At 60.8% G+C, this 21,394-nt stretch carries 24 protein-coding genes; 18 read left to right on the top strand and 6 right to left on the bottom strand.

Annotated elements, in window-relative coordinates; all coding sequences use genetic code 11:
* Nucleotides 1-2: 2 nt before the first annotated feature.
* Nucleotides 3-779, top strand: coding sequence for a hypothetical protein (locus tag AC1RTP_RS13400; RefSeq protein WP_057261586.1), 777 nt, complete (start codon nucleotides 3-5; stop codon nucleotides 777-779).
* Nucleotides 779-1,651, top strand: coding sequence for a hypothetical protein (locus AC1RTP_RS13395; RefSeq protein WP_498608121.1), 873 nt, complete (start codon nucleotides 779-781; stop codon nucleotides 1,649-1,651). Before AC1RTP_RS13400 ends, AC1RTP_RS13395 begins: the two co-directional genes overlap by 1 nt.
* A gap of 123 nt (nucleotides 1,652-1,774) precedes the next feature.
* Here AC1RTP_RS13395 and AC1RTP_RS13390 read toward each other — a convergent pair whose 3' ends face one another.
* A complete protein-coding gene (locus AC1RTP_RS13390) occupies nucleotides 1,775-2,665 on the bottom strand; it encodes a LysR family transcriptional regulator (RefSeq protein ID WP_498608120.1) in 891 nt (296 codons plus the stop codon).
* Between the two features lie 76 nt (nucleotides 2,666-2,741).
* Here AC1RTP_RS13390 and AC1RTP_RS13385 point away from each other — a divergent pair, with 76 nt between their 5' ends.
* Nucleotides 2,742-3,941, top strand: coding sequence for an MFS transporter (locus AC1RTP_RS13385; protein ID WP_498608119.1), 1,200 nt, complete (start codon nucleotides 2,742-2,744; stop codon nucleotides 3,939-3,941).
* A gap of 73 nt (nucleotides 3,942-4,014) precedes the next feature.
* Nucleotides 4,015-4,344, top strand: a complete 330-nt coding sequence (locus AC1RTP_RS13380) for a hypothetical protein (protein WP_498608118.1) — start codon at nucleotides 4,015-4,017, stop codon at nucleotides 4,342-4,344.
* 135 nt (nucleotides 4,345-4,479) lie between these two features.
* Here the strand turns inward: AC1RTP_RS13380 and AC1RTP_RS13375 are convergent, their stop codons facing one another.
* Nucleotides 4,480-5,706: a CaiB/BaiF CoA transferase family protein gene (locus AC1RTP_RS13375; protein ID WP_498608117.1), complete on the bottom strand. Its 1,227-nt coding sequence runs from the start codon at nucleotides 5,704-5,706 to the stop codon at nucleotides 4,480-4,482.
* Between the two features lie 69 nt (nucleotides 5,707-5,775).
* On the opposite strand from AC1RTP_RS13375, the gene ugpQ reads away from it, so the two are divergent.
* The 6 genes from ugpQ to AC1RTP_RS13345 all read left to right on the top strand — a co-directional run bounded on the left by ugpQ (nucleotide 5,776) and on the right by AC1RTP_RS13345 (nucleotide 13,367).
* Nucleotides 5,776-6,528 carry a glycerophosphodiester phosphodiesterase gene (gene ugpQ, locus AC1RTP_RS13370; RefSeq protein WP_498608116.1) on the top strand — a complete coding sequence of 251 codons (753 nt, stop codon included), beginning with the start codon at nucleotides 5,776-5,778 and terminating at the stop codon, nucleotides 6,526-6,528.
* 87 nt (nucleotides 6,529-6,615) lie between these two features.
* Nucleotides 6,616-9,228 carry an alanine--tRNA ligase gene (gene alaS / locus AC1RTP_RS13365; protein ID WP_498608115.1) on the top strand — a complete coding sequence of 871 codons (2,613 nt, stop codon included), beginning with the start codon at nucleotides 6,616-6,618 and terminating at the stop codon, nucleotides 9,226-9,228.
* Between the two features lie 188 nt (nucleotides 9,229-9,416).
* Entirely contained in the window at nucleotides 9,417-9,644 is a 228-nt protein-coding gene (locus AC1RTP_RS13360; protein WP_090443023.1) for a sulfurtransferase TusA family protein, read from the top strand.
* A gap of 147 nt (nucleotides 9,645-9,791) precedes the next feature.
* Nucleotides 9,792-10,541 (top strand): electron transfer flavoprotein subunit beta/FixA family protein, encoded by a 750-nt coding sequence (locus AC1RTP_RS13355; RefSeq protein WP_426170206.1) that lies wholly within the window; start codon nucleotides 9,792-9,794, stop codon nucleotides 10,539-10,541.
* Between the two features lie 27 nt (nucleotides 10,542-10,568).
* Nucleotides 10,569-11,501: an electron transfer flavoprotein subunit alpha/FixB family protein gene (locus AC1RTP_RS13350; protein ID WP_498608114.1), complete on the top strand. Its 933-nt coding sequence runs from the start codon at nucleotides 10,569-10,571 to the stop codon at nucleotides 11,499-11,501.
* 75 nt (nucleotides 11,502-11,576) lie between these two features.
* Nucleotides 11,577-13,367, top strand: coding sequence for an acyl-CoA dehydrogenase (locus tag AC1RTP_RS13345; protein ID WP_498608113.1), 1,791 nt, complete (start codon nucleotides 11,577-11,579; stop codon nucleotides 13,365-13,367).
* A gap of 54 nt (nucleotides 13,368-13,421) precedes the next feature.
* Here AC1RTP_RS13345 and AC1RTP_RS13340 read toward each other — a convergent pair whose 3' ends face one another.
* Nucleotides 13,422-14,345: a polysaccharide deacetylase family protein gene (locus tag AC1RTP_RS13340; protein WP_498608112.1), complete on the bottom strand. Its 924-nt coding sequence runs from the start codon at nucleotides 14,343-14,345 to the stop codon at nucleotides 13,422-13,424.
* Nucleotides 14,342-15,331, bottom strand: coding sequence for a proline dehydrogenase family protein (locus tag AC1RTP_RS13335; protein WP_498608111.1), 990 nt, complete (start codon nucleotides 15,329-15,331; stop codon nucleotides 14,342-14,344). The genes AC1RTP_RS13340 and AC1RTP_RS13335 overlap by 4 nt, the downstream gene beginning before the upstream one ends.
* 61 nt (nucleotides 15,332-15,392) lie before the next feature.
* Between AC1RTP_RS13335 and AC1RTP_RS13330 the strand changes: the two genes are divergently transcribed.
* The gene (locus AC1RTP_RS13330) at nucleotides 15,393-16,013 is read left to right on the top strand and encodes a LysE family translocator (protein WP_498608110.1); all 621 of its coding nucleotides are present in this window, start codon (nucleotides 15,393-15,395) and stop codon (nucleotides 16,011-16,013) included.
* Here the strand turns inward: AC1RTP_RS13330 and AC1RTP_RS13325 are convergent.
* Both AC1RTP_RS13325 and AC1RTP_RS13320 read right to left on the bottom strand, forming a co-directional pair.
* Nucleotides 16,010-16,420 (bottom strand): outer membrane lipoprotein, encoded by a 411-nt coding sequence (locus AC1RTP_RS13325; RefSeq protein WP_498608109.1) that lies wholly within the window; start codon nucleotides 16,418-16,420, stop codon nucleotides 16,010-16,012. The two genes, AC1RTP_RS13330 and AC1RTP_RS13325, sit on opposite strands and share 4 nt — an antisense overlap.
* Nucleotides 16,421-16,591: 171 nt before the next feature.
* Nucleotides 16,592-17,008: an NINE protein gene (locus tag AC1RTP_RS13320; protein ID WP_498608108.1), complete on the bottom strand. Its 417-nt coding sequence runs from the start codon at nucleotides 17,006-17,008 to the stop codon at nucleotides 16,592-16,594.
* Nucleotides 17,009-17,194: 186 nt separating this feature from the next.
* Here AC1RTP_RS13320 and rpsP point away from each other — a divergent pair, with 186 nt between their 5' ends.
* The 7 genes from rpsP to AC1RTP_RS13285 all read left to right on the top strand — a co-directional run bounded on the left by rpsP (nucleotide 17,195) and on the right by AC1RTP_RS13285 (nucleotide 21,365).
* Nucleotides 17,195-17,440: a 30S ribosomal protein S16 gene (gene rpsP, locus AC1RTP_RS13315; protein ID WP_055936763.1), complete on the top strand. Its 246-nt coding sequence runs from the start codon at nucleotides 17,195-17,197 to the stop codon at nucleotides 17,438-17,440.
* A gap of 8 nt (nucleotides 17,441-17,448) precedes the next feature.
* Nucleotides 17,449-17,991: a ribosome maturation factor RimM gene (gene rimM, locus AC1RTP_RS13310; protein ID WP_498608107.1), complete on the top strand. Its 543-nt coding sequence runs from the start codon at nucleotides 17,449-17,451 to the stop codon at nucleotides 17,989-17,991.
* Between the two features lie 14 nt (nucleotides 17,992-18,005).
* Nucleotides 18,006-18,752, top strand: coding sequence for a tRNA (guanosine(37)-N1)-methyltransferase TrmD (gene trmD, locus AC1RTP_RS13305; RefSeq protein ID WP_498608106.1), 747 nt, complete (start codon nucleotides 18,006-18,008; stop codon nucleotides 18,750-18,752).
* Nucleotides 18,753-18,855: 103 nt separating this feature from the next.
* Nucleotides 18,856-19,236 carry a 50S ribosomal protein L19 gene (rplS, locus tag AC1RTP_RS13300; RefSeq protein ID WP_431479126.1) on the top strand — a complete coding sequence of 127 codons (381 nt, stop codon included), beginning with the start codon at nucleotides 18,856-18,858 and terminating at the stop codon, nucleotides 19,234-19,236.
* 74 nt (nucleotides 19,237-19,310) lie between these two features.
* Nucleotides 19,311-19,973 carry a CoA pyrophosphatase gene (locus tag AC1RTP_RS13295; protein WP_498608105.1) on the top strand — a complete coding sequence of 221 codons (663 nt, stop codon included), beginning with the start codon at nucleotides 19,311-19,313 and terminating at the stop codon, nucleotides 19,971-19,973.
* Between the two features lie 44 nt (nucleotides 19,974-20,017).
* Entirely contained in the window at nucleotides 20,018-20,977 is a 960-nt protein-coding gene (locus tag AC1RTP_RS13290; protein WP_498608104.1) for a CobD/CbiB family protein, read from the top strand.
* 82 nt (nucleotides 20,978-21,059) lie between these two features.
* A complete protein-coding gene (locus AC1RTP_RS13285; RefSeq protein WP_155455913.1) occupies nucleotides 21,060-21,365 on the top strand; it encodes a DUF3579 domain-containing protein in 306 nt (101 codons plus the stop codon).
* The last annotated feature ends 29 nt before the right edge of the window (nucleotides 21,366-21,394 follow it).

Here is a 21,394-nt window from a genome sequence, read left to right as displayed (position 1 = left end):
GCATGACCGACAAGAATCTGCCAGCTATTCGCAAGCAGGTCACTGAACTCGTGCTGGCCGGCTCCCTGGAGCACGCCGAGCGCGCCTTTGCCGAAGCGGCCGACACCCACGGCGACCTGGCCGTGGTGGAAGTGCTGCAAGAGCTGCCGCCGCACGTGACCGCGCTGCACATGTCCGGTTTCGACGGCGGCAAGATGTCGCTGGCGACCCTGCTGGTGCCGCCGAAGCAGTGGGCTGAAAGCCTGGCCTACCTGGCCGCCACCTGGCCGGACGACATGATCGAAGACGATCCGGAGCGCATCGCCGAATCGCTGTTCGCCCACATCCACGGCGTCGTCTTCGGCACTGAAGACGAAGAGCGCCGCGCCGAGCTGCTGAAGGAAGCGTCTGCCACCGACTGGGGCTGCACCGCCTTCGCCATCCTGTTCTCGCTGGCGCCGAAAGAAGTGCTGGAAGTGGCGGGCGAGGTGATCTCCAAAGGCGCCTACCTGACCGGGCAGACCGCGTCCGACAACGACATCGTGCCGGTTGCCGTCGCACTGGCGCAAGCCAATGAAGATGGATGGGACCGCGCCCTGTTCGAACTGTTCCCGGAATTCCGCCACAGCGCCGACCTGGCCGACGCGGAATTCAGCGACGACCCGGACGAAGAACCGGAGCACCTGCAGCGTTCCACCAAAGAGCTGTTGTACCGCCTGCGCAAGCAAGTGCCGACCACCCGCAGTGGCACCGGCCGCGAACGCGCACGCCGCTCGATCGGTACGGGGATCTTCGGCTGATGCTGCCCGCACTCGTCAAAGAAAGCCTGCCGCGACTGACCCGCGCCATCAAACTGCTGCCAGGCGACGACCGCGAAGATGCGGCCGTCATCCTGGCAGAAGAATTGAGCGGCATCACGGCCATGGTCGCGGACAAGTTCACCAATAACCGCACGGCGGAGGGCATCCAGAAGGCGGTCAACCTGACCGTTGGCGGCGTGTCGCTCGGCCTGGAGCAGGTGCTGACCGTCGATTCCGACGAGCTGGCGCTGGACTTCCTGGTGGAGCAGGGCGCGGAGATGGCCTTCCAGGCTGGCTTCCGCCAGCTGAAAGACCTGGCTGCGATGCCGGAAGATACGCTGATCGGCGAATACGATAATGACCCGATGTATTCACAGCGCCGCTTGCGCGACCTGTTCTTCGACATCTGCTTCACCGAGCCAAGCGCCAATTGGGACGGCCCTTCCAAGTACCAGACCCAGTTGAAGCAGCGGCAGGAAGTGCAGGCCGTGGTTCGGCTGGCGAACTGGTTGCGCCGCCATAATGCGGAAGGCGCGATCAAGGATCCGGACCTGAATGCGGAAGGCGTGATTGCGCTGGCGATCATCTTCGCGGTCGAAGGCGGCGGACGAATCGTTGCCCGCACCGGCCAGAAGGAGTTCGAACGCTTCGTGAAAGCTGTGCGCAAGGCCAAGCCGGATTACGAGGCGGGCTATGAAGCGCTGGTGGCTGCGGTGCCGGAGCAGCATCGTCCCGTGCTGTTGAACCGCATCGAACTGTATCGCCGCACGTGCACCGTGCTGCAAAAGCTGCCGGGCCGCTTCGCGATGAAGACGCTGTGGACCGAGCTGGAAAACTACGCCGGCTCCGAGCTCGACGCCGATTACGACTGAAACCCGGTAAACCAGTGTCTGACCCACGGGGTCAGACACTGTACGGTCTCCCAGACCGTGGTTCAAGCCGGTGCAAGTGGCCGGCGAGCAGAAGGTGTCTGACCCTGCGGGTCAGACACCGGTCTACCGGTTTTCTTCCAACGCCACGCGCACAAACGCCTCCACCAACGCCCCACCATCCGCCCGCCGCTGCGCCAGCTGCAGCGAAGTAGTCGCCGCCGCATCATCCAGCGGCCGATACACCACCCCCTCCAGATGCATGGACTGGAACGGCGAAGGCAGCACCGACACCCCAATCCCCGCCGCGACCAGACCGATAATCGTCGCCGCCTCCCCCGCCTCCATCGCCACTTGCGGCACGAAGCCCGCCGCCCGGCACATGCCCATGATCGCGTGGTTGATGCCAACGCCTGATTCTTTCGGATACATCACCCACGGCAGCGCCGCCAGATCCGCCACCTTCACCTTGCGCTTACGCGCCAGGGGCGAATCGCTCGCCAAAACCAGCAAAAGCGCGTCGCGCCGCAAGGTCGTCAGCGACAGCTGTTCCGGCAGCGCGATTTCCGGCGGACGCACAAAGCCCAGGTCCAGCTTGCGCGCCTCAAGCGCATCGATCTGGTGCAGCGTGGTCATTTCATGCAAGGTGAGCGCCACGTCCGGATAAAGCTGGCGATAGCGGCGGATGGTGCGCGAAAACAGCGGCGTGAAAGGCGTTGAGAAAGTAAAGCCCACCCGCAGCTCGCCCGCCTCGCCGCGCTGCGCCCGCCGCGCCCGTTCCGCAGCGCGATCGGATTGCGCCAGGATCGCCCGCGCATCCTCCAGGAACAGCTTGCCCGCCTCGGTCAGCCGCACCCAGCGCTTGCTGCGGTCGAAAAGGCGCGCACCCACCTCGGCCTCCAGCGCCTGGATTTGCTGCGAAAGGGGCGGCTGGCCGATATGCAGCCGCTCAGCCGCGCGGGTGAAACTCAACTCCTCAGCCACGGCCACGAAATAGCGCAGGTGACGCAATTCCATAATATTTAAAAGCGATTAATAACGCCTCAAATATATATTGGACAGTAATACAGGGCAATCCTAAGATGAATTCACCATGAAAGCCCTCCTGCACCCCACCAACCGCGCCATGTTCTTTGGCGGCTTCTCCTGCTTCGCACTGTTGTACTGCGTGCAACCGTTGATGCCGCTGCTATCCCACGAATTCGCGCTGACGCCAGCGCAGAGCAGTCTTTCCCTGTCGCTGGCGACGGCCGCCATGGCGATATCGCTGGTGGCATCGAGCGCCATCTCCGACCGCTACGGCCGCAAGCCGCTGATGGTCGCCGCGCTTGCCATTTCCGCCGTGATGACCCTGCTATGCGCACTGGCTGACGGCTACGCGCAACTGCTCGCAGCGCGCGTCCTGCTTGGCGTAGCGCTGGGCGGCATGCCCGCTGTTGCCATGGCCTACCTCGCGGAGGAAATTGAACCCGAATCGCTGGGATTGTCGATGGGCTTGTACATCAGCGGCAGCGCGTTCGGCGGCATGGTAGGGCGCATGGTGACATCCGTGCTGAGCGATTTCTTCTCCTGGCGCGTGGCGCTGGTGGCGATGGGCGTGGCAGGCGTGCTCGCGGCCGCCGAATTCTGGCGCAGCCTGCCCGAATCGCGCCGCTTCCGCGCCGCCGTCGGCGGCTGGCGCGCACTGCCGGAGAATGCACGCAAGCATCTGTCCGACGAAGGCCTGCCATGGCTGTTCGCGCTCGCCTTCCTACTGATGGGCTGCATGGTCAGCGCCTACAACTACATCAGCTATCGCCTGCTGGCAGCACCGTTCGAGTTGCGCCAGAGTGTGGTGGGCGGCATTTCCTTCCTTTACCTGCTGGGGATTTTCAGCTCAGTCTGGGCCGGCAAGCTGGCCGACCGCTACGGCCGCAAAGGCGTGCTGTATCTCGTGCTGAGCCTGATGCTGGGTGGCATTGTGCTCACGCTGTCGAGCTGGCTGCCGCTGGTTATCGCTGGCCTCGCCTTGTTCACGTTCGCCTTCTTCGCCTCACACTCCATGACGAGCAGCTGGGTCGGCCGCCGAGCACGTGGCGCCGCCTTGGCATCCGCGCTATACCTGTTCTTCTACTACCTTGGATCGAGCGTGATTGGCTGGGCCGCGGGCATTTTGTGGGGAACGGCGGGCTGGGCCGGCGTCGTCATGCTGCTAGGCACTTGCCTGCTCGGCGCGGTTGCCATCGCGTTACACCTCAGGCGGTTGACACCGATCGCACCCTTGTTGAGCCAGATCAAAGCCGAGGCAGGCTGATTGAACAACCCGGCGCATCGAATCTCCAAGTCCGACCGGCACATTGGGTGCCGTTTGGAGCAAGGAGAAGATCATGATGCACGACAGGGAAATCCGGATCAGGCTTAGCAACGTCCAAATCGCCGTCAGCCAGGCCGCACAAGCCTTATCAGCCGAGCGTCACCTGACCGGCGAGCTGCGCGAAACGATCCAAAAGCTGGACCGCCGCTCCGACGACATCAGTGAAATGCTGGCGAGCGAAGACTACGCCAACGTCCCCAAACTGGTCGACGACATGGAAGTGCTCGGCGCCCGCGCGCGCCGCGTCTGCGCCAGCGACCGCATGCAAGTGACGCCCGAAATGAAAGCCGTCGTCAACCACATGCACCGCGAGTTAATGGAGTTCAAACAGCACCTGCACTAAAAGCGCACCACTCGAGCCCGTGTCACACCTTGGGGTCACACCCGAACTGTGACACGAGCTTAGCCATGCCATGGTCGAGCTCGTGTCACACTTGGGGTGTGACCCCAAGGTGTGACACGAGCTGGGCCGTAGAGTTTAGAGGATGCCTTTGGCGCGGAGGGCGGCGATGTCGGTGTCACTTTGGCCGAGGACTTCGCGCAGAACTTCGTCTGTGTGCTGGCCGAGCAGGGGCGGGGCCATGTCGGTTTCGGCAGGACTGGCGCTCAGGCGCATTGGGTTGCGTACCAGTTTGACTTTGCCGGCCGTTGGGTGGGCCGTTTCGATCATCATGCCGCGCGCTTGCACTTGCGGGTTCTTGAATACATCGTGCAGGTCGTTGATCGGGCCGCAGGGGACGCCAACCGCTTCCAGTTTTTCAATCCACCAGTCGCGCGACTTCTGCTTCACCATCTCGGCGAGGATCGGCACCAGTTCGTCGCGGTTCTTTACGCGCAGGGGATTGGTGGCGTAGCGTTCGTGCGATGCCAAATCGGAACGGCCGCCGACTTCGACGAATTTCTGGTACTGGCCGTCGTTGCCGGTGGCGACGATGATGTAGCCGTCGGCACAGGCGAAGGTCTGGTAGGGGACGATGTTGGCGTGGGCGTTGCCCCAGCGCTTGGGCGCTTTGCCGCTATTGAGGTAGTTGGAGCCCATATTGGCAAGCATGGCCACTTGAACGTCAAGCAGCGCCATGTCGATGTACTGGCCTTCGCCGGTGCGGTCGCGGTGGGTCAATGCGGCCAGGATGGCGATGGTGGAGTACATGCCGGTCATCAGGTCGGTCAGTGCGACACCGGCTTTTTGCGGGCCGCCGCCTGGAAGGTCGTCGCGTTCGCCGGTCACGGACATCAAGCCGCCCATGCCCTGGATCAGGAAGTCGTAGCCGGCACGGTGGGCGTAGGGTCCGTCCTGGCCGAAGCCGGTGACGGAGCAGTACACCAGGTCCGGCTTCACTGCCTTCAGCGATTCATAGTCCAGGCCGTATTTTTTCAACTGGCCGACTTTGTAGTTTTCCAGGACCACGTCGGCATGCTTGGCCAGTTCGCGGATCAGGGCCTGGCCTTCCGGCTTGGAGATGTCGCAGGTGACCGAGCGCTTGCCGCGGTTGGCGGAGAGGTAGTAGGCCGCTTCGGTAGTATCGGCGCCGTTTTCGTCCTTGGCGTAGGGAGGACCCCAGGCGCGAGTGTCGTCACCGCTGCCAGGCCGTTCGATCTTGATCACGTCCGCTCCCAGGTCGGCGAGGTTCTGCGAGCACCAGGGGCCGGCCAGTACGCGGCTTAAGTCCAGTACTCGAATGTGTCCAAGGGCCTTCGGGGTCATGTTGTCTTCTTCCTACTGTTTTCAGGGAGCGTTAGCTTAACGCATCCAACCGTGTTAGTGTCTTAATCCATGTGGCCATACCCTAAAATCGTTGCGCATCGCGGAGGCGGCACGCTGGCTCCGGAGAACACCATCGCCGGCTTGCGTGCGGGCCTGGCTTATGGTTTTCGCGCGGTGGAATTCGACGTCATGCTGTCGTCCGATGGTATCGGCGTGGTGATGCACGATCCGCATTTTGGCCGCACAGTGTTTGGCGATGGCTATGTCCCTAACTTTACGGCTGCGGAATTGGCGAAGATGGATGCGGGACGCTGGTTCGGTCCAGAATTCCGTGGCGAGCCTGTGCCGCTGTTCCTTGAGTGGGTCGATTACTGCAAAGAGCACAAGATCTGGATGAATATCGAGATCAAGCCGGCGGAAGGCCATGACGAGGCGACCGGCCGTTGGGTGGCGCAAACTGCGCGGGCCCGCTTTGCGGAGGAGGTGGCGACGGGCGATCCGGCCCAGATGCCTTTGCTGTCGTCCTTCAGCATGCCGGCCCTGGCGGCAGCTCGCGATGCGGCGCCTGACCTGCCTCGGGCTTGTCTTTTCGATAAAATCCCGGCGAATTGGCTGGAAACGGCGCGCGAATTGGGCGCTGTGGCGATCCACACCAACCATAAATACCTGTCGCCGGAGCAGGCGAATGCGGTAAAGGCTGCTGGCCTGGGACTGTTTTGCTATACCGTCAATACGCCGGAACGTGCGCGGGAAGTCTTCTCCCTGGGCGTGGACGGCTTCTGCACCGACCGCATCGACCTGATCGGGCCGGACTTCACATAGCGGCTTAGAGGCCCCAGCCCACCGCAACGGCGGGCTGTTCACGTATAATCAACCCTTTGCACCAGCCTGCAACCTACCTTTTACGACATGAAATCTGCTGAAATTCGCGAAAAGTTCCTGAAATTCTTCGAATCCAAGGGTCATACGATTGTCCGTTCCAGCCCGCTGGTGCCAGGCAACGACCCAACCCTGCTGTTGACCAACTCCGGCATGGTGCAGTTCAAGGATGTGTTCCTGGGCCAGGATACCCGCCCATACACCCGTGCCACCACCGTGCAGCGCTGCGTGCGCGCCGGCGGCAAGCACAATGACCTGGAAAACGTCGGCTACACCGCGCGTCACCACACCTTCTTTGAAATGCTGGGCAATTTCAGCTTCGGCGATTATTTCAAGCGCGATGCGATCCAGTACGCCTGGGAGCTGCTGACCAAGGTCTACGGCCTGCCGGCTGAAAAGCTGACCGTGACCGTCTACATTGAAGACGACGAAGCCTACGATATCTGGGCGAACGAAATCGGCGTGCCGAAAGAGCGCATCATCCGCATCGGCGACAACAAGGGTTCGCGCTACGCTTCGGACAACTTCTGGCAGATGGCCGACACCGGCCCATGCGGTCCTTGCACCGAGATCTTCTACGACCACGGCGCCGACATCTGGGGCGGTCCTCCAGGCTCCGCTGAAGAAGACGGCGACCGTTTCATCGAGATCTGGAACCTGGTGTTCATGCAGTTCAACCGCGACGAAGCGGGCGTGATGCATAAGCTGCCGAAGCCTTGCGTGGATACCGGCATGGGTATGGAGCGCCTGGCTGCAGTGCTGCAGCATGTGCACTCGAACTACGAGATCGATTCCTTCCAGGCCCTGATCAAGGCTGCTGCCCGCGAAACCGGCGCGACCGACCTGGAGAACAAATCCTTGCGCGTGATCGCTGACCATATCCGCGCTGCTGCTTTCATGATCGTCGACGGCATCATCCCTGGCCCTGAGGGTCACGGCTATGTCCTGCGCCGCATCATCCGCCGCGCGCTGCGCCACGGCCACAAACTGGGCCAGTCGAAGGCATTCTTCTACAAGCTGGTGGAAGACCTGAACAAAGAAATGGGCGGCGCTTATCCTGAACTGGCTGAAGCCAAGGACCGCGTAGCCCAGGTGCTGAAAGCGGAAGAAGAGCGCTTCGGCGAGACGCTGGAAAACGGCATGAAGATCCTGGAAGCGCAGCTGGCCAAGGATCCTAAGAACCTGGACGGCGGCACCGCCTTCACCCTGTACGACACCTATGGTTTTCCACTGGACCTGACCGCCGACATCTGCCGCGAACGCGAAGTGACGCTGGATGAAGCGGGCTTCAACGTCGCCATGGAAGCGCAGAAGCAGAAGGCGCGCGAAGGCGGCAAGTTCAAGAAGATGGCTGCCAACGTTGAATACGCAGGCGAAAAGAACAAGTTCGTCGGTTACGACCAGCTGCTGCACGATTCCAAAGTGATCGCCCTGTACGCCAACGGCGCACCGGTGCAGGAACTGAAAACCGGCGAGCAGGGCATCGTAGTTCTGGACACCACCCCGTTCTACGCCGAATCCGGCGGCCAGGTGGGCGACCAGGGCCTGATCACAGGCGCGACCGGCCGCTTCGACGTGGAAGACACGCTGAAGATCCAGGCGGACGTATTCGGCCACCATGGCGTGGTTGCCCAGGGTTCCCTGAAAGTCGGGGACTCCGTCGGCGCGGCAGTGGACCAGCATTCGCGCGGCCGCACCATCCGTAACCACTCGGCGACCCACTTGATGCACAAAGCCCTGCGCGAAGTGCTGGGTTCCCACGTGGCGCAGAAAGGCTCGCTGGTTGATCCGGACAAGGCGCGTTTCGACTTCTCCCACACCCAGCCGATGACCGCCGAGGAAATCGCCAAGGTGGAAGCCATCGTCAACGCCGAGATCCTGGCTAACGCTGCGACCCAATCGCACAATATGTCCTTCGATGACGCTGTGAAGCACGGCGCGATGGCGCTGTTCGGCGAGAAGTACGGCGACGAAGTACGCGTGATGGACATCGGTTCCTCGAAAGAGCTGTGCGGCGGAGTGCACGTGCACCGCACCGGCGATATCGGCCTGTTCAAGATCGTGTCGGAAGGCGGCGTTGCTGCCGGTATCCGCCGCGTGGAAGCCGTGACCGGCGAAGGCGCGCTGGCGCTGGTGCAGTCGATGGCCCGTAAGCTGAACGAAGCTGCTGCCGCACTGAAATCGAACCCGGAAGAACTGACTGCCAAAATCGGCGCCGTGCAAGACCAGGTGAAGTCGCTGGAAAAAGAACTGGCTGCACTGAAGTCCAAGCTGGCTTCCGGCCAGGGCGATGAGCTGGTCAACAAGGCTGTCGACGTCAAGGGCCTGAAGGTCCTGGCCGCGACCATGGAAGGCGCCGACGTTACCGCACTGCGCGAAACCATGGACAAGCTGAAAGACAAGCTGAAGTCCGCCGCCATCGTGCTGGCTTCCGTCTCGGACGGTAAAGTGAGCCTGATCGCCGGCGTCACTGCTGACTCCATCGGCAAGGTCAAAGCAGGCGAGTTGGTCAATTTCGTTGCACAACAAGTGGGCGGCAAGGGCGGTGGTCGCCCTGATATGGCGCAGGCCGGCGGCACCAATCCGGAAGCACTGCCAGGTGCGCTCGGTGGCGTTGCAGCATGGGTGGAGTCGCGTATCTAAGAGCTGCCAAGGCCCGCTCTTGCTAGGGCGGGCCTTTCCGGCATTGAAATGTCGTTGGGATTTTGCAACGCAACATTAACTATTTTGGTGCAGTGCGTCAGACGCACAAAATTGGAGTAGTATGTCGGAACCAGTTGTACAGAAGCGAGATATTGATGAGCGAAACTCTTACTCTCGAGTCCGAGACCATGGAATTTCATAAGGACCTCGATGCGCGCGGCCTGAATTGCCCGCTGCCTATCCTCAAAGCCAAGAAAGCCTTGGCGGAGTTGGAAAGCGGCCAGGTATTGCGTATCGTGGCGACTGATCCAGGGTCGGTGCGTGACTTCCAGGCGTTTGCCAAACAGACCGGCAATGCGCTCTTGTCCCACGTCCAGCAGGGAACTGAATTTACGTTTTTGATGCGCCGCAAATAATTTTTGCGGTATGCTACCGGTTGCTGATTTTCGGCGCCGGATTGTACTTAAAAAACGCACGATCGTGCTTTTATTCGGTAAGTGATACCGAATTCCAATATAATCTAGCCCATTAATTTTACTTATCACTTTTTCAAAGGCACACCTATGAAAGTCCTGGTACCTGTCAAGCGCGTCGTCGACTTCAACGTGAAAGTGCGCGTCAAATCCGACGGCACTGGCGTGGACATCGCCAACGTCAAAATGTCGATGAACCCGTTCGACGAAATCGCACTGGAAGAAGCGACCCGCCTGAAAGAAGCTGGCAAAGTGACCGAAGTGGTTGCCGTGTCCGCTGGCGTGGCGCAGTGCCAGGAAACCCTGCGTACCGGTATGGCGATCGGCGCCGACCGCGGCATCCTGATCGAAACCGGCGTTGAGCTGGAGCCGCTGGCTGTGGCCAAGCTGCTGAAGGCCGTTGCCGACAAAGAGCAACCGCAACTGATCATCCTGGGCAAGCAGGCAATCGACGACGACTCCAACCAGGTTGGCCAGATGCTGGCAGCGCTGCTGGGCTGGCCGCAAGCGACCTTCGCTTCGAAGGTTGAACTGGGCGACGGCAAAGTCACCGTGACCCGTGAAGTGGACGGTGGCCTGGAAACCCTGGCACTGCAACTGCCAGCGATCGTGACCACCGACCTGCGCCTGAACGAGCCACGTTACGTGACCCTGCCTAACATCATGAAGGCGAAGAAGAAGCCGCTGGATACCGTCAAGCCGGAAGATCTGGGCGTCGACGTGACCCCGCGCCTGAAAACCCTGAAAGTGGCCGAGCCTGCCAAGCGTTCCGCTGGTATCAAAGTGCCTGACGTAGCGACCCTGGTGTCCAAGCTGCGCACCGAAGCTAAAGTCATCTAATTCACCGCATACTCTAGGAACTCAATCATGGTCGCACTCGTCATCGCAGAACACGACAACGCATCCCTGAAGGGCAGCACCCTGCACACCGTTACCGCCGCCGCCAAGTGCGCAGGCGAAGTACACGTGCTGGTCGCTGGCTCGAACGCCGGCGCCGCCGCCGCTGCTGCCGCTAAAATCGCCGGCGTCACCAAAGTGCTGCACGCTGACGCAGCCCACTTCGCCGACGGCCTGGCCGAAAACGTCTCCGAGCAGATCCTGGCGATCGCTGGCGGATACACCCACATCCTGGCTCCAGCAACTGCCTACGGCAAGAACATCCTGCCACGCGTAGCAGCTAAGCTGGACGTGGCACAGATCTCCGAAATCACCAAGGTTGACGCGCCTGACACCTTCGAGCGCCCAATCTACGCTGGTAACGCGATCGCCTACGTGCAATCGTCGGACAAAGTCAAAGTCATCACCGTACGTAGCACCGGCTTCGACGCTGCTGCTGCCGAAGGCGGTTCCGCTGCTGTGGAAACCGTGGCTGCTGCCGGCGATTTCGGCAAGTCCGCTTTCATCGGCCGTGAAGTGGCCAAGTCGGACCGTCCAGAACTGACCGCCGCCAAGATCATCGTTTCCGGTGGCCGCGGCATGGGCTCTGCTGACGCCTTCAAGATCCTGGAACCGCTGGCCGACAAGCTGAACGCCGCCATGGGCGCATCGCGCGCTGCAGTGGACGCTGGCTTCGTGCCGAACGACTGGCAGGTTGGCCAGACCGGCAAGATCGTTGCTCCTTCCCTGTACATCGCCGTTGGTATCTCCGGCGCGATCCAGCACTTGGCTGGTATGAAGGATTCCAAGGTCATCGTCGCAGTGAACAAAGATCCAGAAGCTCCTATCTTCTCCGTTGCCGACTACGGCATCGTGGGCGACCTGTTCGAGGTAGTGCCTCAGCTGGTCAAGGAACTGGGTTAATCAAAAAAGAGTCCTGCAAAAGGACTGAGTACCGGGGCCACGCAAGTGGCCCTTTTACTACCTTGGAGAGATTTCATGACTTATCAAGCACCAATGAAAGACATGCTGTTCGTGATGAACGAACTGGCAAACCTGGAAGGCGTATCCGCGCTGCCAGGCTGTGAAGATGCAAACGCGGAAACCGCGGAAGCCGTCCTGGAGGAAAATGCGAAGTTCGTGAGCGGCGTAATCGCCCCACTGAACCAGCCTGCCGATAAAGAGCCTAGTTCCTGGGCTGATGGCAAGGTGACCACTTCCAAAGGTTTCAAGGAAGCCTTCAAGCAGTTCGCGGAAGCCGGCTGGCAAGGCCTGCAGCACCCGACTGAATTCGGCGGCCAGGGCCTGCCGAAGCTGATCGGCACCCCGTGCGTGGAAATGCTGCACGGTTCCAACCTGTCGTTCGCGCTGGTGGCGCTGCTGTCCGACGGCGCGATCGAAGCGCTGCTGACCGCAGGTTCCGACGAGCAGAAGGCGACCTACCTGGAGCCGCTGGTGACCGGCAAGTGGACCGGCACCATGAACCTGACCGAGCCTCAGGCAGGCTCCGACCTGGCCGCCGTGCGCACCCGCGCCGTGCCGCAGGGCGATGGCAGCTACAAAGTATTCGGCACCAAGATCTTCATCACCTACGGTGAGCACGACATGGCCGAGAACATCATTCACCTGGTGCTAGCGCGTACTCCGGACGCACCTGCCGGCGTGAAGGGCATCTCGCTGTTCATCGTACCTAAGTTCATGGTCAATGCAGATGGTTCGCTGGGCGACCGCAACGACGCGCACTGCGTGTCGATCGAACACAAGCTGGGCATCAAGGCTTCCCCAACTGCCGTGCTGCAGTTCGGCGACAACGGCGGCGCTGTTGGCTACCTGGTGGGCGAAGAAAACCGCGGCCTGGAATATATGTTCATCATGATGAACGCGGCCCGCTTCGGTGTCGGCATGCAGGGCGTCGGCCTGGCGGAACGCGCTTACCAGCAGGCTGTGACCTTCGCCAAGGACCGCGTGCAATCGCGCGACCTGAATGGCTCCCCAGCCGGCGTGGCGATCATCAACCATCCGGACGTGCGCCGCATGCTGATGTCGATGCGCGCCCAGACCGAAGCGGCGCGCGCGCTGGCGTACGTGGCTGCCGGTATCCACGACGTGGCTCACCATCACGCTGATGCGGAAGTCCGCGCGGCCAACCAGGCTGTGTATGAATACCTGGTGCCGATCGTGAAGGGCTGGTCGACCGAGATGTCCGAAAACGTGACCCGCGACGGCGTGCAAGTGCACGGCGGCATGGGCTTCATCGAAGAAACCGGCGCAGCGCAGCACTACCGCGATGCGAAGATCCTGACCATCTACGAAGGCACTACCGCGATCCAGGCGAATGACCTGATCGGCCGTAAGACCGTACGTGACGGCGGCGCGCTGGCCAAGTCGATCATTGCTCAAGTGCGCAAGACTGCCGAAGAACTGGGCGCCGTGAATTCGCCGGACTTCGCGGCGATGCGCAAGCACCTGGTGCAGGGTGCGGATGACCTGGAAGCCGTGGTGGACTACGTTGTTGGCCACGCCAAATCGGATATCAAGGGCGTGTTCTCTGGTTCCGTGCTGTACCTGAAGCTGGCCGGTATCGTGTTCGGCGGCTGGCAGATGGGCCGTGCCGCGCTGGTGGCGCAGTCGAAGCTGTCGGCAGGCGAGGGCGATGCATCGTTCTACCACGCCAAGATCGTGACCGCACGCTTCTTCGCGGACCACATCCTGTCCGGCTCCACCGGCATGCGCGCCGCCATCGTTGATGGCAGCGCCGGTGTGCTGGGCCTGGGCGTCGAGCAGTTCTAAAGAGCGACGGGGTCCGGCCCAAGGGCCGTACCCCGGTTTTCCGGTTCTTCCGGTTTAGAGCCCCTTTTTCGCCAGTTCGGCAATCTCGTAATCCCCATCGTCCACCAGGCGCTCGCCCCCGGGCATCACCCCCAGTCCCAGCACGCGCCCCAGCGACAGCAACAAACTCTGCCCCGCAACCTTGCGCACCGGATCCAGCTTGTAGACCGGATCGGCAAAAGCCTCCGCAGGCGAAATAATCTTCCAACCCATCCCCTCGATCTCGCTCAGCACATCATCGAGCCATAGCGCATTGATCAGGTTGTGATGCATCAGCAGTACCTGCGCGATATCGCGTCCTTGCAATTGCTGCGACAGTTCGCGGTAGGCCAGTAAGCGCTGTTTGATATGGGCCAGGTAGGCGCTGCGTATCGCGCTTACATCAGCGTTGGGATTTTTCTTCAGCACTTCCACCAGTTTTTCATTAAGCCGCCAGTCGCTGGTATCGGCGCTGACGTAAGCATTGCGGTAACCATGCTCCTGCAGGAACTTGCGCATGCCCTCAATCTTTTCCGGCGTATTGCCTTCGCGGAGATAGGTAAAGCGCAGCCACTTCTGATAGCCAGGCTGGGTGCTGATCAAGCGATCGCATTCCAGCACCTGGCGCTGGTACTCGGCCAGCGATACTTTTTCCAGGTCCGGATGCGTCACAGTATGGTTGCCAATTGCGTGGCCGGCTTTGCTCCAGGCCTGCAGCAGCGGCAGTCCTTGCGGCGTGGTGGCGCCGTAGCCCGAGGTCACAAACAATGCCGCCTGTACGTGATGTTTTGCGAGTGCGCCCAGGATGGCCTGGTTGCGCTCGACGGCGGTCATGCGCGGCGTGCTTTCCGCATTGGGGCCATCATCCATGGTGATCGCCACGGTCTGCGCATGTGCTGCGCCAGTCGCGGCGAGGACGGAAACCGCCAGTGAGGAAACTGCGAGAAGGCGACGGATCATGCGGCACCCAGCGCGTCGATGATCGCCTGGTAGACGCGAACTGGTTCTTCCGAGATGCGGTTCAATACGTACAAGAAGTGCTCCTTTCCAAAAACTGCATACTCGCGCGTCGCAAAGCCAGCGTCGCGCAGGTCGGCGATATTCTGCTCGCCCAGGCCAATCAACGATTCAAATTCATAGGGGCCTGGGGGGATGCCTTCGGCGCGGATCATGGTTGCGAGTTCGTTCTGGATCGCGCGGTCGTGCGTAGCAATCGAACATTTGTGGCCGCTGCGCAGGAGGAGGGCGGCGAAGCGTCGATAGGCTGATGCCAGTTCAGGGCTGTTGCGAGCATAGGCGATTTCCGGCGGCTCGAACATGGCACCCTTGACCAGCCGGATGCGGCCGGGAAGGCGCATCAATACTGGCAAGTCGGCCGCCGTGCGGTGCAACTTGGCCGGCATGGTAATGCCGACGTTGAATAAGCCGTCTTGCTCGTGCAGGCGAGCGTAGGTTTCGTAGATGCCCGAGGTGCGATCCGAGGCTTCCATGGAGATCATCACCTCCTGGCCGATCCCCGCCGCAGCGCGGGCGATGCGGCGCGCGTTCTGGTAGCCCAGCTCCGGATCGACCAGCGAACCAACATGCGACAGGTCGAAGGAAATCGAACAATCGAGCTTTTGCTCGCCGATTGCCTGCACCAGCTGCATGAATACGCTGGTCTCCGCGTTCGCAAAGCCTGCGTCGCGTACGCTCTCGCCCATGTACTCGGCGGAGGCGCGATGACCGTTCTGATTGATCTTGTTGGCGCGCCCGATCACATCCGCTACCGTGCTGCCGGCGACGTAACGCTGCGACACGCGCTCCATGAACGGGCGCAGCATCGGGTCTTTCAGGAAGCGCGCCTTGGCGTCTTCGTTGACGGCGAGTTCGCGCAGGGCAGTTGAGGCGCGGTCGACCAGCGGCTGCCACTGTGGCGGAAAACGGGGCGTGGTAATGTCTGTCACGGTATCTCCTTGAGAGCTTGGCGCGTTGTATATTAACTAAAATTTCAATATGGAGCCGACCATGGACGCTTCAACCCTTATGTTGTTCGTGCCCGCTTGCTTCGCGCTGAATTTGGCGCCAGGGCCGAACAACCTGCTATCCGTCAGCAACGCCACGCGCTATGGCTTCCGCCGTTCCTGCCTGGCAGGTGCGGGGCGATTGGTGGCGTTTGCGGGGATGATCGCTTTGGCATCCGCCGGCTTGGCGGCAGTGCTGCATACATCCGAAATCCTGTTCACGATCATCAAGACTGCGGGCGCGGTGTATTTGTTTTACCTCGCGTGGCAGCTATGGCGCGCGCAGCCCGGTGAGCAGGCGGCGAGCGCGGCGCCCGCTGCAGGCTGGTGGCAGTTGGCGCGGCAAGAGTTCTTTGTCGCCTCAGGCAATCCGAAAGCGATCCTGATCTTCACTGCATTCCTGCCGCAGTTCGTCGACCCTGCCGGCCCGGTGGGTGCGCAGTTCTTCGTGCTGGGGGTATTGTTCCTGCTGCTGGAGCTAGTGGCGCTGGCGGCCTACGCCTGGATGGGCGTACGCATGCAGAAGTGGTTCGCGCAACCGCGCGGAAAGAGGATTTTTAACCGGAGTTGCGCCGGCCTGCTGGCCGGCGCTGGGATGGGGTTACTGCTGTCGCGGAGAGCTTAGTAGCGTTCCAGGCCGCCGTTCTCGCGGCGTACATGGTCGCCGTTGCGCAGGTTAGGATCGTTCTTCAGTACGACGGTGCCGGTTTTGCCGGTTTCGTACCGAACGGTCACGTGCCATTCCTTGACCTTGTTCATTTTGCCTTCGATCTTCTTGCCGGCGTAAGCGCCGCCCGCTGCACCGGCTACGGTGGCGAGGGTTTTACCGGTGCCGCCGCCAACCTGGTGGCCCAGCAGGGCGCCAGCTACACCGCCGGCAACCATGCCAGTCGCGCCGCCTTCGCCATCTTTCTCAACGACCTTCACTGCAGTCACGGTGCCGCAATCGGCGCAAACTTTTTTCGGTTGCGCATAAGCGCCGGTAACCGTTACAGCCAGGATGGCTGGCAAGAGGAATTTAATTACTTTCATATGGGTTCTCCAAAAACGGTTGTAGTAACAGTGAGTATAGGTCAATAGTTTCCGAATGGAATGAAAATTTGTGACAAGACGTTGCGGTCGAGCTCGTGTCAACCTTGGGGTCAGGCTCTTTGGTTGCCACGCGTGGCAACCAAAGAGCCTGACCCCAAGGTTGACACGAGGTCAGCCGTAGATGCCGCCGGTGTAGAGGAGGTCGAACAGGCGGGCGATCGTGGCGATCAGGCTGAAGGCGCCGAACATCAGGCCGGCGACCAGGACGATCGCCAGCGGCCAGGTTGAATTGGATTGTTTGCCGGAGCCGGCGTTGAAGGCGGCGTCCCATTTTTCATCGGGCATCAGGCCGAGGACCAGGGCTTCGAGTGTGCCGACCAGGATCGACAGGATCAGCGGCAGTAACAGGAAGTAGGGATCGGCTTTCGGCCAGAGCGCAAACACGGCGGCACAGCCGAGCAGGCTGAACGCATGAAGCCAGCCCCATTTGTCGGCCAGGCCGCGCAGGTAGAAGCGATGCAGGCCAATGCCGCCGGTCACAACGGCGAGCAGGGCGGCGAAAGTTTTGTTCTTGTGTAAAACAGACATGATTGCTGCCGTAAAGTCCGAAAAACCGGCAGTATCGCATAACAAAGCTGTTGCCGCCGAGGCTGGTTCAGGGGATAATTTCGGATTGTCCAAGTCCCCACCAATTTGATTAATCTTGCAGGTCGGATTGAAAGCGCGCTATAATTTGCGGCTTTATCCGACTCAGCACTCTTTTTTGGAAATATTATGGTCGTTATTCGTTTAGCTCGTGGTGGCGCCAAGAAGCGTCCTTTCTACAACATCGTTGCAACCGATTCCCGCAATCGTCGTGACGGCCGTTTCGTAGAACGTATCGGCTTCTTCAACCCAATGGCTACCGGCCAAGCAGAAACCTTCCGCGTTGCTGCTGACCGTCTGGCTTACTGGCAAGGCGTTGGCGCACAGCTGTCCCCAGCTGTTGCCAAGCTGGTTGCTACCCAGAAAGCAGCTTAATTCAAGCTTTGAGCAGCAAGACCGCATCTGGGGCGCAAGCCCCGGCTGACCTGGTTCAGGTTGGCTTTGTTTTCGGTGCCTATGGCATCACTGGCGGGGTCCGTGTCCGGCCCTTCAACTCCGAAGCAGATGCGCTGCTGCATGCCACCAAATGGTGGCTCGACAAGCCAAGCCTGCGTGACGTAGAAGTCAAGCGGGCTAAGCTGCATGGTGGCGACGTCGTTACCACTATCGTTGGAATGACGGACCGTAACGAAGCAGAAGCGCTGAAGGGCGCATCGGTATTCGTGTCGCGCGCCGACTTCCCGCAGCTGGAAGAAGATGAATTCTACTGGGGCGACTTGATCGGCCTGGCAGTTGAGAATCAGCAGGGCGAAAGCCTTGGAACAGTCGCGGACATGATGAGCAATGGACCTCAGTCCATCCTGCGCGTCGAGTACGAGGCTGATGGAAAGGCGCAAGAGCGCCTGATCCCGTTTGTTAGCCAGTTTGTTATCAAGGTGGACAAGGACGCGAAGCAGATCATCGTGGACTGGGGCCTGGATTACTAATCCGGAACCGCACAATGCAATTCGACGTTATTTCCCTGTTCCCTGAGATGTTCGCTGCTTTGACGCAGTCCGGTGTCACCCGCCGTGCGTTCGAGCAGAAGCGCTGGGGCCTGTCGCTGTGGAATCCGCGTGATTTCACCACCGACAACCACCGCACCGTGGATGACCGCCCTTACGGCGGCGGCCCGGGGATGGTGATGCTGGCCAAGCCGCTGGAGCAGACCATCGCGGCCGCTAAACAGCGCCAGGTGGTTTCGGGCTTGCCGGCGCCGCGCGTGGTGTACATGTCGCCGCAAGGCAAACAGCTGACGCACGAACGCGTGATGCAGCTGAAGCAGGAACCCGGCCTCGTGATCCTGTGCGGCCGTTACGAAGCGGTGGACCAGCGTTTGCTGGATCGCTGCATCGATGAAGAAATCAGCCTCGGCGATTTCGTGCTGTCCGGCGGCGAGCTGCCTGCCATGGCCCTGATGGATGCCGTGGTGCGTCAGCTGCCAGGCGTGCTGAATACCGATGCTTCCGCAGTCGAAGACTCTTTCGTCAACGGCTTGCTGGATTCGCCGCACTATACGCGGCCAGAGATTTACGAAGGCGAGGCCGTGCCACCCGTGCTTTTGGGCGGCAACCACGCCGAGATCGAGAAGTGGCGCCGTGAGCGCATGCTGGAAGCGACGGCGCGCAAGCGTCCCGACCTGCTGGTCAAGGCCCGCGAAGCCGGCCTGCTCTCGAAGAAGGACGAAAAGTTTTTGGCGGGTTTGTAAACCCGTTGTAGTACCGTGGCAGGCATGTTGCCTGCCGTGTTTCAACCCCATCCTCTACCGGGCATCTTTTTGGCGCCGGCAAGATGGTAATAGGAGTTTTAAAATGAACCTGATCCAGCAACTGGAACAAGAAGAAATCGCTCGCCTGGGCAAAAACATCCCTGACTTCGCCCCTGGCGATACCGTGGTTGTCAACGTGAACGTAGTCGAAGGCACCCGCAAGCGCGCCCAGGCTTACGAAGGCGTTGTTATCGCCCGTCGTAACCGTGGCCTGAACTCGAACTTCATCGTTCGTAAGATCTCGTCCGGCGAAGGCGTTGAGCGTACCTTCCAGCTGTACTCCCCACTGATCGCTTCGATCGAAGTGAAGCGTCGTGGTGACGTTCGCCGCGCTAAGCTGTACTACCTGCGTGAGCGTTCGGGCAAATCCGCACGTATCAAGGAAAAACTGCCAAACCGCAAAGTTGCGGCAACCGCAGCGTAATCCATACTTCGGTATCGGATTCGGAAAGGACGCCTTCGGGCGTCCTTTTTTTTCAGCTTGGTACAATGCCGCCTATGCCAAAAACTGCTTTTGACCCGACCCTGCTTCCGATTGAGGCGATTGCCGGCGAAGCCGCCGTCCTGCTGGAGCATCTCGCGCCGGAATGGTTGCGCCGGCGCTTCGCCGAACCGCCTGAGTGGGTGCCCGAACCATCCGAGCAATCGCTTGGCTTGCACCGCGGCGAGCCGACGCCGGCTTCCGTCCTGGTGCCGCTTGTGTTGCGTGAAGACGGCATCTACCTGCTGCTGACCATGCGCACCGCGCATTTGAACGATCATGCGGGGCAGGTGGCTTTCCCCGGCGGCCGCGCCGAGCCGACCGATGTCGATGCGGTCGATACGGCGCTGCGCGAAACGGAGGAGGAGATTGGCCTCGATCGCCGCCACATCGACGTGATCGGCACACTGCCTATTTACTACACAGGCACCGGTTACGCGGTGACTCCGGTGGTGGGCCTGGTTACGCCGCCGTTTGAGATGAAGGCCGACCCGTTTGAGGTGGCGGAGATCTTCGAAGTGCCGTTCCAGTTCCTGATGGACGGCGCCAACCACCAGCGCCTGGCAGCCGAGCTGCCGAATGGCAGGCGCACTTTTTACGCAATGCCATACCAAAACTATTTTATCTGGGGTGCAACAGCCGGCATGCTGCGCAACCTGTTTCATTTCTTGCGCGCATAAGCTATCGTAGCGGGCATTGTGGTACTGCTAATCAAAGGATTTGGATGACTTTTCTCTCTATTCTCGTCGCCTTGCTGTTTGAGCAACTGAAGCCCCTGCGCGCGGACAACCCGATCTGGGCGGAGTTCAAGCGCCTGGCGGTACGCATGGAGCAGTGGTTCAACGCCGGGCACGCGAGCCATGGACGCATGGGCTGGTTCCTGCTGGTGGGCGCGCTGACGCTGCCGGCCGGCCTGGTGTACTGGCTGCTGGTGCGCAATAACTTCATGCTGGCCGCGTTCGCTTGGAATGTCCTGATCGTCTACCTGACGCTGGGCTTCCGCCATTACAGCCATTATTTCACCTCGATCCAGCTGGCACTGAATGCCGGCGACGAAAGCCAGGCACGCACACTGCTGGCCGAATGGTGCAAGATCGACACCGTGGGCATGGAAGTGACCGAGATTTCCCGTATCGCCGTGGAGAAGGCGCTGGTCACGACTCACCGCAATGTGTTCGGCGTGTTCTTCTGGTTCCTGATGCCGCTGGGTCCTTGCGGCGCCATCTTGTACCGTGTGTCCGAATACCTGGCCCGCGCCTGGAATGAGCCTGAACATATGCGCCAGGAGGCGTTCGGCGAGTTCGCCGCCAAGGCCTTCTACTGGATCGACTGGATTCCTGCCCGCCTGACGGCCGTGGCCTTCGCCGTGGTCGGCAATTTCGAAGACGCGATCTACGCCTGGCGTAACTTCGCCCACCGCTGGAAGGATGAGGCGACCGGCATCATCCTGGCGGCCGGCGGCGGCGCCATGGGCGTGCGCCTGGGCACCCCGAATGAAAATGCGGCCAAGATCATTCCTTCGGATGCTGCCACGGTCGATATCAGCGATATGGAAGTGGACCAGTTGCCGGGTGACGAGCCGGGCGTACGCGCCCTGCAAAGCACGATCGGCCTGGTGTGGCGCGCGTTGTTGTTGTGGATGATGTTGCTGTTGCTGCTGTCCGGAGCAGTGTGGCTCGGCTAAAATGACCTGATCCCGGGGCCCCGTTCAAGTCTTCTATAAGATATAATACTGGGGTTCCTCACAGCAACTGGGTTTCAGGTATATGGCCAGCGAGTTCTTCATTCTTGGGCTTACGACCGACGGCAAACAATTCCGTCCAAGCGACTGGGCGGAACGACTGGCCGGTGTATTAGCGTGCTTCCGCCCGGAAGGCTCCGGCGGGCGCCATGCCCATCTGCAGTTCTCGCCCTATGTCACCCCCACCGTCGTCAATGGCGTAAAAGCCGTCGTGGTCAACGAAGGCCTGCGCGAAATCCAGCCGATGGCTTATAACTTCGTTAAAGAGTTCGCCAAGGATAACAAGTTGCAGGTCGTAGAGGCTTGCCTGCTACCTGACGAAAAGTCCTAAGTGGTAGGATAGGGTTTTGCCAACGTGAG

This window comes from Pseudoduganella sp. GW821-FHT11H04 (genome assembly GCF_058807935.1).
The sequence above is the reverse complement of the archived record's forward strand: the minus strand, read 5'-3'. Positions and strand labels throughout refer to the sequence as shown.